General features: G+C 72.9%; 9 protein-coding genes. 7 read left to right on the forward strand and 2 right to left on the reverse strand.

What is annotated here, in order from left to right; translation table 11 throughout:
- The first annotated feature begins 5 nt into the window (after positions 1 to 5).
- The 3 genes from ASG88_RS06475 (at position 6) to ASG88_RS06485 (ending at position 2,916) form a co-directional block, all read left to right on the forward strand.
- Positions 6 to 599 carry a hypothetical protein gene (locus ASG88_RS06475; protein WP_056886616.1) on the forward strand — a complete coding sequence of 198 codons (594 nt, stop codon included), beginning with the start codon at positions 6 to 8 and terminating at the stop codon, positions 597 to 599.
- Between the two features lie 122 nt (positions 600 to 721).
- The gene (locus tag ASG88_RS06480) at positions 722 to 1,486 is read left to right on the forward strand and encodes a response regulator transcription factor (RefSeq protein ID WP_056886627.1); all 765 of its coding nucleotides are present in this window, start codon (positions 722 to 724) and stop codon (positions 1,484 to 1,486) included.
- Positions 1,483 to 2,916, forward strand: a complete 1,434-nt coding sequence (locus ASG88_RS06485) for a sensor histidine kinase (RefSeq protein WP_235534752.1) — start codon at positions 1,483 to 1,485, stop codon at positions 2,914 to 2,916. Before ASG88_RS06480 ends, ASG88_RS06485 begins: the two co-directional genes overlap by 4 nt.
- Before the next feature lie 326 nt (positions 2,917 to 3,242).
- Here the strand turns inward: ASG88_RS06485 and ASG88_RS06490 are convergent, their stop codons facing one another.
- Entirely contained in the window at positions 3,243 to 3,848 is a 606-nt protein-coding gene (locus ASG88_RS06490) for a TetR/AcrR family transcriptional regulator (RefSeq protein WP_056886617.1), read from the reverse strand.
- Between the two features lie 49 nt (positions 3,849 to 3,897).
- On the opposite strand from ASG88_RS06490, the gene ASG88_RS06495 reads away from it, so the two are divergent.
- Genes ASG88_RS06495 through ASG88_RS06505 form a run of 3 tightly spaced genes read left to right on the forward strand, consistent with a single transcriptional unit; the run spans position 3,898 to position 6,840 of the window.
- Complete coding sequence (locus ASG88_RS06495) at positions 3,898 to 5,394, forward strand: flavin-containing monooxygenase (protein WP_056886618.1); 1,497 nt, start codon at positions 3,898 to 3,900, stop codon at positions 5,392 to 5,394.
- Positions 5,391 to 6,251 carry an SDR family NAD(P)-dependent oxidoreductase gene (locus tag ASG88_RS06500; protein WP_056886619.1) on the forward strand — a complete coding sequence of 287 codons (861 nt, stop codon included), beginning with the start codon at positions 5,391 to 5,393 and terminating at the stop codon, positions 6,249 to 6,251. The genes ASG88_RS06495 and ASG88_RS06500 overlap by 4 nt, the downstream gene beginning before the upstream one ends.
- A gap of 10 nt (positions 6,252 to 6,261) precedes the next feature.
- On the forward strand, positions 6,262 to 6,840 hold the full coding sequence (locus ASG88_RS06505) for a DUF402 domain-containing protein (RefSeq protein ID WP_056886620.1): 579 nt from the start codon (positions 6,262 to 6,264) through the stop codon (positions 6,838 to 6,840).
- Positions 6,841 to 6,861: 21 nt separating this feature from the next.
- Here the strand turns inward: ASG88_RS06505 and ASG88_RS06510 are convergent, their stop codons facing one another.
- Positions 6,862 to 8,382, reverse strand: a complete 1,521-nt coding sequence (locus ASG88_RS06510; protein ID WP_235534753.1) for a threonine/serine ThrE exporter family protein — start codon at positions 8,380 to 8,382, stop codon at positions 6,862 to 6,864.
- Positions 8,383 to 8,449: 67 nt separating this feature from the next.
- Between ASG88_RS06510 and ASG88_RS06515 the strand changes: the two genes are divergently transcribed.
- Complete coding sequence (locus tag ASG88_RS06515; protein ID WP_056886621.1) at positions 8,450 to 9,583, forward strand: glutamate--cysteine ligase; 1,134 nt, start codon at positions 8,450 to 8,452, stop codon at positions 9,581 to 9,583.
- The last annotated feature ends 338 nt before the right edge of the window (positions 9,584 to 9,921 follow it).

Consider the following 9,921-nt stretch of genomic DNA (forward strand, 5'->3'; position numbering starts at 1 on the left):
GTGCCATGAGCGACAAGAACCCTCCCTCCGACGAGACCGCCCCGATCGCCGGTCAGCGCCCGCCCTCCGGGTCCGCCCCGGACGCGGGGGCCGCGCCTGCACCCGACCCGGCCCCCGCGCCGGCCTCCTCGCCCGACCCGGCTGCGGGGACCGACCCCGCTGCGGGTCCCGTCGCGGGCCCGACGCCCGCCGACCCGCCGCCCGCCGCGGCGTACGACGTCCCGCCCACCGCGGCGTACGACGACCCGGCAGCGAAGCGCTCGTGGCGCGAACGCCTCCGCCGCGGCACGGCGGGCGGGGGCAGCCGCACCTTCGGCATCGGCGCCCTCATCGCCGGGACCCTCGCCGGGCTGATCATCGGCGGGTTCGCCGGTGGGGCGATCGGTGCCGCCGTCTCCGACGACCACGACCGCGGCGACCGGTCCGGCCACATGGAGGGCGGTTTCCCCGGCGGCGACCCGGACGGTGACGCCGACCGCGGCGACCGTCCGGGCTTCGCGCCTCCTCCCGGCGTCCCCGCGCTCCCCCCGGGGACCGACGACGACGGTGACGGCGACGACAGTGGTGACGACCTGGACGACGACTCCAGCTCGTCCTGACCCGGACAGGCGGCGGGCCGGGCGACCACTCCCGCGTTGGTCCCCGGCCCGCCGCCGCACACCGTCCCGCGACACAGACGACGCACAGCAGGCTCACAGCAAACGAGGGCACGATGGCCGACATGGAGTTCACCAGGCCAGACGGCACCCCGGTCCGCGTGCTCGTCGTCGACGACGAGGTCAACATCGCCGAGCTGCTGGCGATGGCCCTGCGCTACGAGGGCTGGGAGGTCCGGATGGCGCACACCGGCCGCAGCGCCGTCAGCGAGGCGTCCGACCTGCGACCCGACGCGGTCGTGCTCGACATCATGCTGCCGGACTTCGACGGCCTCGAGGTGCTGCGCCGGCTGCGTGCGACCCAGCCCGACGTGCCCGTGCTCTTCCTCACCGCCCGCGACGCCGTCGAGGACCGGGTGGCCGGCCTCACCGCGGGTGGCGACGACTACGTCACCAAGCCCTTCTCGCTGGAGGAGGTCGTCGCCCGGCTGCGCGCGCTGATGCGCCGATCGGGTGCCCAGCAGGCGGTGGGCAACGTGCTGGCGGTCGGCGACCTGACCCTCGACGAGGACAGCCACGAGGTGGCCCGCGGCGGCGTCGAGATCGGCCTGACGGCCACCGAGTTCGAGCTGCTGCGCTTCTTCATGCGCAACCCGCGGCGGGTGCTGAGCAAGGCGCAGATCCTCGACCGGGTGTGGCAGTACGACTTCGGCGGGCAGGCCAACGTGGTCGAGCTCTACGTGTCCTACCTGCGCAAGAAGATCGACGCCGGCCGGGAGCCGATGATCCACACCATGCGCGGCGCGGGCTACGTCCTCAAGCCGGCCTCCTCGGGATCGACCGCGGGATCGTCCTCCTCGGGATCGGCTACCTCGGAAACGGCACCGTGAGGACGCTCACCCAGCGACTGGTGCTGACCGCGGTCGCCCTGGTCGCCATCGTCTCGGTGCTCATCGCGCTGGCCACCACCCTGGCGATGGGCTCCTACCTCGACAAGCGTCTCGACGAGGACGTGCGGGCCTCGCTGACCCTCGCGTACGGACCGCAGCCGCCGCGCTTCGACGACGACCGCGACGAGCAGGACGAGCGGGACGACGACTCGCGGGGTCGGGGAGACGACCGGCCGGGCAGCATCGGCCAGGGGGTCGGCACGGTGAGCGCCGTCATCGACGGGAGCACCGGCACCGGGTGGCTCACCGACAGCGGGAGCGGTGGGTTCGGGGCGCAGGAGCCCCTCGACGCGGACGTCATCGCCGTGCTGGCGACGGTCCCCGCCGACGGAGACACCCACGACGTCGAGCTGCCCGGGCTCGGGGACTACCGCGTCGTCGCCGAGGACCGCGGCCTCACCGCGGTGGCCGGCCTGCCCGCCCGCGACGCGGGCGAGATCCTCGAGTCGCTCGTGCGCGCGGAGGCGCTGCTCACCCTCCTCGGCATCGCGACGGCCGCGGTGGTCGGCACGATCGTCGTACGCCGCCAGCTCGCGCCGCTGCGCGAGGTCGCCGCCACCGCCCACCGGGTCTCCGAGAAGCCGCTCTCCGAGGGCGAGATCGACCTGTCCGACCGGGTGCCGGAACGACTGACCGACGAGCGCAACGAGGTGGGCCAGGTGGGCGCCGCGCTCAACACCCTGCTCGACCACGTCGAGACGAGTCTCGCGGTCCGGCACCGCAGCGAGCAGCAGGTCCGCCAGTTCGTCGCCGACGCCAGCCACGAGCTGCGGACCCCGCTGGCCACCATCGCCGGCTACACCGAGCTCGCCCGGCGCCGCCCCGACGCGCAGGCCACCGCCCTGGACAAGGTGGAGGGCGAGGCGGCACGGATGACCGGGCTGGTCGAGGACCTGCTGCTGCTCGCCCGGCTCGACGCCGGCCGCCCCCTCGTCCGCGAGCCCGTCGACCTGTCGCTGCTGCTGATGGAGGCGGTCAACGACGCCCGGGTCGTCGCACCCGACCACACGTGGCGGCTCGCGCTGCCCGACGAGCCCGTCGAGCTCGTCGGCGACGAGCAGCGGCTGCACCAGGTGGTCACCAACCTGCTCACCAACGCCCGCAAGTACACCCCGCCCGGCACCACCGTCACCGTGACCGCCCGTCCCGACGGCTTCGCCGTGCACGACGACGGGCCCGGCTTCGCCCCCGAGGTGGCCGAGCACGCCTTCGAGCGCTTCGTGCGCGGCGACGCGGCCCGGCACCGCGAGGGTGGCGCCGGCCTCGGGCTCGCCCTCGTCCGGGCGATCGTCGGGGCCCACGGGGGCACGGTGGCGCTGGACAGTCGGCCGGGTGACACGACGGTCTCGGTCACGCTGCCGATGCGCTGATCCGCCCTGCCGACCTCCGCCGGTGGTCACGGCCCGCCCCTCGAGGTCGCGCCGACTGGCGGCGTACGACGACCCGGGTGCCGGCGGCGTCGCTTCAACTGGCGGCCTACGACAACCCGGGTGACGGCGTCGCGACAGCTGGCGGCGTACGACACATGGATCACCCGACCGGATGTCGTCCCTCGCCAGTCCCGAGGGCGGCATGTCGTCCCCCGCCACCAGCCGACGCGCCGAGCCGCCCAGGGTTGGCGCGCGGTCCAGTGGGTTCGCGCAGGTTGCAGCGCGCCAACCCACTGGATCACCGGGCGCCCGGTGATCCCACCTGGTCAGCCCGGCCTGTCGCCCGAGACGACCCCGGTGAGCGCGGGCAGCGCACCGACCAGCGTGTCGACGAGCGCCTCGCGCGACATGACGGAGGGGTCCGCCGCCCAGGTGAGCACCATCTCCTCGACCAGGGCCGACCAGCCCCGGATCACGAGCCGGGTGGCCGCGTCGTCGTGGAGGTGGTCGCCCAGCGAGTCCTCCCGGAAGATCCGGTCGGTCAGCGCCGACCGGGCCTCCTCGTAGATCGCCCGCAGGTCCTCGCTGCCACCGGCCGCGGCCCGCACCAGCGAGCGGTAGCCGGTGAGGTTGGCGATCACGTAGTCAACGTAGACCCCGACCGACGTGGCCAGCCGCTCGAGCGGGTCACCCGTGGCGGGCGGCGCGGTCTGCTCGACGAGGTCCTCCACGGCGTGCCGGATGACGGCCTCGCGGAAGTCCTGCTTGCCACCGAAGTAGTGGTAGAGCAGCCCGCGCGAGACGCCGGCCTCCTCGGCCAGGACGTCGATCGAGATCTCCTCGACGGAGCGGGTGGCGAAGAGCCGGGCCCCGAGGTCGAGGAGCTGGAGACGACGCTCCTCCGGGGAGAGGCGTACGCGGGAGGTGCTCATGACCCCACCTTATTGACGCATATTCAATAACGCCAGTACGTTGGCCGACATGCAGACCCTCCCGACCGCGGTCACCCACCTCGTCGTCGGCGCCGGCTTCGCCGGGCTCGGCATGGCCATCAGGCTCGACGAGGCCGGCGAGACTGACTTCCTCGTCATCGAGAAGGACTCGGACGTCGGCGGCACCTGGCGCGCCAACACCTATCCCGGTGCCGCCTGTGACGTCCCCAGCCAGCTCTACTCCTTCTCCTTCGCGCCCAACCCCGACTGGTCGCGCTCCTTCTCCCCCCAGCCCGAGATCCACGCCTACCTCCGCCGCGTCGCCCGCGAGTCCGGGGTGCTCGACCGCTTCGCGTTCGACACCGTGCTCGAGGAGGCGCGCTACGACGAGCAGGCGCAGCGCTGGGTGGTGCGGACCAACCACGGCGAGGTCACCGCCACCACGCTGATCAGCGGGTCCGGCGGGCTCTCCGAGCCCAGGCTGCCCGAGATCGACGGCATCGAGGGATTCCAGGGCGAGCTCTTCCACTCGGCCCGCTGGGACCACGACGTCGACCTCACCGGCAAGCGGGTCGCCGTCATCGGCACCGGCGCGTCGAGCATCCAGCTCGTCCCCGAGGTCGCGAAGGTGGCCGGCCACGTCGACGTCTACCAGCGCACCGCGCCGTACGTCATCCCGCGCAACGACCGCCGCTACACCCGGCTCGAGCGGCTGCTGTTCCGCCACGTCCCGGCCGTGCAGAAGGTCTACCGGACGGCGACCTACTGGGCGCGCGAGTCCTACGTCCCCGCCTTCACCTGGAAGCCCCGGCTCGCGACCCCGGCGCGGCGGGCCGCGCTGCTCAACATCGCCCGCGGCATCCCCGACCCCGCGCTGCGGGAGCGGGTCACCCCGGACTACGCGATCGGCTGCAAGCGCATCCTGATCAGCAACAGCTACTACCCGGCGCTCGCCCGGGACCACGTCGACCTCGTCACCGACCGGATCGCCAAGGTCACCGGCGACGCGGTGGTGACCGTCGACGGCGTCGAGCGCCCGGTCGACGTGCTGGTCGTCGCCACCGGCTTCCACACCACCGAGCAGCCGATCGCCGAGCGCATCCACGGCCGCGGTGGGCGCTCGCTGTCGCAGGTGTGGGCCGACACCGGGATGGCGTCGTACAAGGGCACGACCACCCACGGCTTCCCCAACCTCTTCCAGCTCGTCGGCGCCAACACCGGGCTGGGCCACTCCTCCATGGTGTTCATGATCGAGAGCCAGATCGCCTACGTCCTCGACGCGATCGCGTCGATGGGCGTCAACCGGTACGCCGCGATCGAGCCGCGCCGCGACGCGCAGGACGCCTGGAACCGCGACCTCCAGCGCCGCATGCAGCGCACCGTGTGGTCGACCGGTGGCTGCTCCAGCTGGTACCTCGACGACCACGGCCGCAACACCACGCTGTGGCCGCGCACCACCTACACCTTCCGCTCCCTGCTCTCCCGCTTCGACGTCGACGCGTACGACGTCGAGGCCGCCCGCTCCGACGAGAGGATCTCCTCATGAGGAACCCCCTGGCCCGCACCCCCGGCACCCTCCGCGACAAGGTCGTCGTCATCACCGGCGCCGGCGGCGGGATGGGCCGCGAGATGGCCCTCCAGGCCGCCGAGCAGGGCGCCCTGCTCGCCCTGTCCGACTGGGACGCCGACGGCCTCGCCGCCACCGTCGACCTCGTCAAGGCGGTCGGCACCGAGGTCCGCAGCGACGTCGTGGACGTGTCCGACCGGGCCGCCGTGGCGCAGTGGGCCACCGACGTGGTCGGCCAGCTCGGCCGGGTCAACGTGCTGGTCAACAACGCCGGCGTCTCGATGTCGGGCGACTTCGCGGACATGTCCTACGAGGAGTTCGACTGGATCGTCGGGGTCAACCTCAACGGCGTCGTCAACGGCACCAAGGAGTTCCTCCCCCACCTCATCGCGTCGGGCGACGGCACCCTGGTGAACATCTCGTCGCTCTTCGGGCTGATCTCGATGCCCGGCCAGACGGCCTACAACGCCACCAAGTACGCCGTGCGCGGCTTCACCGAGGCGCTGCGCGAGGAGATGCTCATCAGCGGTCACCCGGTCAGCGTCACCTGCGTGCACCCCGGTGGGATCAAGACCGGGATCGTGCGCAACGGCCGCACCACCGCGGGCGAGGACCACGCGCGACTGACGGCCGTCTTCGACACCAAGCTGGCCAAGATGCCGGCCGACCGGGCGGCGCGGATCATCCTCGAGGGCGCCCTCGCCGGCAAGGCGCGCGTGCTCGTCGGCGCCGACGCCCACCTCATGCACCACTTCGCCAAGCTCACCGGCTCGCGCTACCAGGACGTCGTGGCCCGGGTCGCACCGCGCGTCACGGGTCCGCGCCGCTCCGTGTAGAAACAGGTCCATGACCCACGCACCCGGCACCCGTGTCCGCTGCGAGATGAGCAAGTGGGGGGGACTGCCCCACTGGGAGTACGACGCGGTCGTGCTCGGCGAGGACGAGCACGGCCTGTGGCTGGGCTTCGCCGCGGGCACCGTCTACACCCGCCCCGACAAGGTCTTCGTCGGCCGGCACGACCACGTCGGCCTCGTGCCGCCGGACGGGGCGTGGCACCTCGCGGCCTTCCACAGCGCGGCCGGCAACGGCTGGCCCGCGCTCGGCGGGTCGGGCGTCGAGGTGTACGTCGACATGACCACGCCGGCGGAGTGGGACGGGCTCACGCTGCGCGCGGTCGACCTCGACCTCGACGTCGTCCGCGGCTTCAACGGCACCGTGATCGTCGACGACGAGGACGAGTTCGCCGAGCACCAGGTGGCCTACGGCTATCCCGACGACGTGATCGCCGGGGCGCGGGCGAGCTGCGAGGCGGTGCTGGCGGCCGTCCGCGGCGGCCACGCGCCGTACGACGGGAGCAGCGCGCGCTGGCTCGAGGCGCTGCGGGACGTCATGGGACCTGGCCGTCCCGGCGACCGGAGCTCATGACCTCCGCGCGGGTCCGCGACCTCAGGTGATGCGGTCGGCCCGGGTCTCGCCGCGCGACCGGGCCCGGAAAGGACCGACCAGGCGCGGGCCCGACAGCCGGTCCTCGAGCCGGCGCGACTCGCGCTTGAGCGGCTGGGCGAGGTACTCGCCGAGGATGACGCCGGCCGCGAGCGCCACGGCGACGGAGGCTGCGGTCATCATCGCCACGATGCCGTACGACGTCCCCGAGCCGCCGGCCGCGAGCAACGAGAGGCCGCGGTAGATCGACAGGCCGGGCAGCAGCGGCACGATCGCCGACACCGCGACCACCAGCGGCGGTACCCGGAACCGGTCGGCGACGGCGTACGCCACCAGGCCGATGGTGAACGCGCCGACGGCCGCGGCCCAGGTGCGGCCGAAGCCGGACCCGTCCACGACCGTGTAGAGCAGGGTCGCCAGGCCGGAGGTGACGGCGATCGGCAGCAGCACCCGCGGCGGGGCGTACGACGCGAACGCGAACGCCGCCGCACAGACCGCCGCCCCGACGACCCCCACCAGCACGTGGTTGCCGAGCGCCCGGCCGGGCACGAGCTGGCCGATGTCGACCCCGATGACGTCGGCGAAGGACAACCCGCCGCTCACGCCCGCGATGATGCCCGCGGTGGCGAGCAGCGCCTCGATGACCCGGGCCCCGCTGGTGACGTAGAAGCCGGTCAGGGCGTCCTGGATGGCGCCCATGAAGCCGATGCCGGCCAGCAGCATGACGATGTTGGCGGTCACGACCAGGGACAGGTCGGTGTCGACCGGGGTGGCGGCGAGGCCCACGGCCCACAGGGTGGCGACCGCACCCCCGGCGACCTGGAGGTAGAAGGTCGGCAGCCGGCGGCGGGAGAGGATGAGCTGGAGCCGGTCGATGCTGACCGCGGAGGCGGCCGCGATCACCGCGACCAGCCAGTCGCCGCCGAGGAAGACCGCGACGCTCGCGCACATGGCGCCCCAACCCAGGGTGACGGCCCAGCGCGGCCACGGGTGGCCGGTGGACATGATCGTCGCCATCCGGGTGCGGGCCAGGTAGAGGTCGAGGCGGCCGGCGAGGATCTCGTGGACGAGGTGGTCGACCTGGGTCAGGTCCTCGTAGTCGATGTCGCGGTGCTTGACGTTGCGGATCATGATCACCGGCGGCTCGGCGGGGTCGCGGTGGTAGCTCATCGACAGCGACGTGAAGGTGACGTCGATCTCGGGGTGCCGCAGGCCGAGGTGGTGGGCGACGGACTGCATCGTCGCGGTCACGTCCGCCGCGCCGGCACCGGACGAGAGCAGCACCTCGCCGATGCGCAGGCACAGGTCGAGGCTGAGGTTGAGCTCGCGGGCCGCCTCCGCGGCCTCCTCGGCCGCCTCCGCCTCCACGACTGCCGCTGCCTCGACGACCGCCTCGACGGCGGCCTCCGCGGCCGGTCCGGCGGCTGCCTCGGCGGCCTCGAGGGCCGCCGCCTCGACCGCGGCCTCGACCGCCGGCTCGAGCTGGCTGCCGTCCTGGGCGGTGCTCCTGCTGTCCTCCTCCACGGCGTCATGGTGGCATCCGGCTCGTCGGGGTGAGGCCGGGGCCTCCCCCCGTCCCTAGCATGGTGTCGTGCACCTCGACTTCCACGCCTCGCCCTCCCCCACGCTGGGCGTGGAGTGGGAGCTCGCGCTCGTCGACCAGACCAGCCGCGACCTCTCCAACACCGCCGCCGACCTCTTCGCCGCGGCCAGCCCACGCCTGTCGTACCCGAGCCGGTTGCACAAGGAGCTGCTGCGCAACACGGTCGAGATCGTCACCGGCATCTGCGGCTCCGTCGGCGAGGCGATGACCGACCTGCGCGATACGCTCGCGGTGGTGATGCCGGCGGCCGACGAGCTCGGGGTCGACCTCTTCGGCGCCGGGGCACACCCCTTCGCCGACTGGTCCCACCAGCAGCTGACCGAGGGCCACCGATACGAGGAGCTCATCAACCGCACCCAGTGGTGGGGGCGGCAGATGCTCATCTGGGGCGTGCACGTGCACGTCGGGATGCCCGAGCGCGACCGGGTGATGCCGGTGCTGTCGGCCCTGCTCAACAGCTACCCCCACCTGCTGGCGCTGAGCGCCAGCTCGCCGGTCTGGGCCGGGCAGGACACCGGCTACGCCTCCAGCCGGGCCCTGATGTTCCAGCAGCTGCCGACCGCCGGGCTGCCCTTCCAGTTCCGGGAGTGGTCGGAGTTCGAGGCGTGCATCGGGGACCAGATGACCACCGGCGTCATCGACTCGATGTCCGACGTGCGCTGGGACCTGCGGCCCGCCCCGCACCTCGGCACCATCGAGAACCGGGTCTGCGACGGCATGTCCGACATCGACGAGCTGGCCGCGGTGACCGCGCTGATGCACTGCCTGGTCGTCGACCTCGACACCCGGGCCGCCGCCGGCGAGGAGCTCCCGACCATGCCGCCGTGGCACGTGCAGGAGAACAAGTGGCGCGCCGCCCGCTACGGCCTCGACGCCATCGTCATCCTCGACGCCGGCTCCCGCGAGCGCCTCGTCACCGACGACCTCGACGACCTGCTCGAGCGGCTCACCCCGGTCGCTCGTCGCCTCGAGTGCGAGGCCGAGCTGCGGTCGGTCGCCGACATCGCGCGCCGCGGGGCGTCGTACCAGCGCCAGCGTGCCGTCGCGAAGGAGGCCGGCGGCGACCTGACCGCGGTCGTGGACGCCGTGGTGGCCGAGCTGCGCGACTCGCTCGCCCGCTGATCCGGCTGATCCCCCCGCTCCCGCTGATCCCGCCACTCCCCGGCGTAGTTAGTTGGGGGCGATCTGGTAGGTGACCCGGCCGCAGCGCCTACCGGATCGTCCCCAACTAAGCGGCCTCGCCGGGGTAGTACCGGACGTTCGGGTGGGCGACACGCCGGGATCCACTCCCGAACGTCCGGTACTACCCCGCCTCGCCGGGTAGTCCGTGACGAACGGACCCCGGGATCGTCGGCGGAATCTAGGCAGTCACGCAACACCGTCTTCGTGTGTGTCTTTGGACAGTAGTTGGTCCAGGACTTCGGCCGGGGTCTGGAAGCCGTGGCGTTTGCGTGGTCGGG

The organism is Nocardioides sp. Soil777 (assembly GCF_001428425.1).
Lineage (GTDB): Bacteria > Actinomycetota > Actinomycetes > Propionibacteriales > Nocardioidaceae > Nocardioides > Nocardioides terrigena.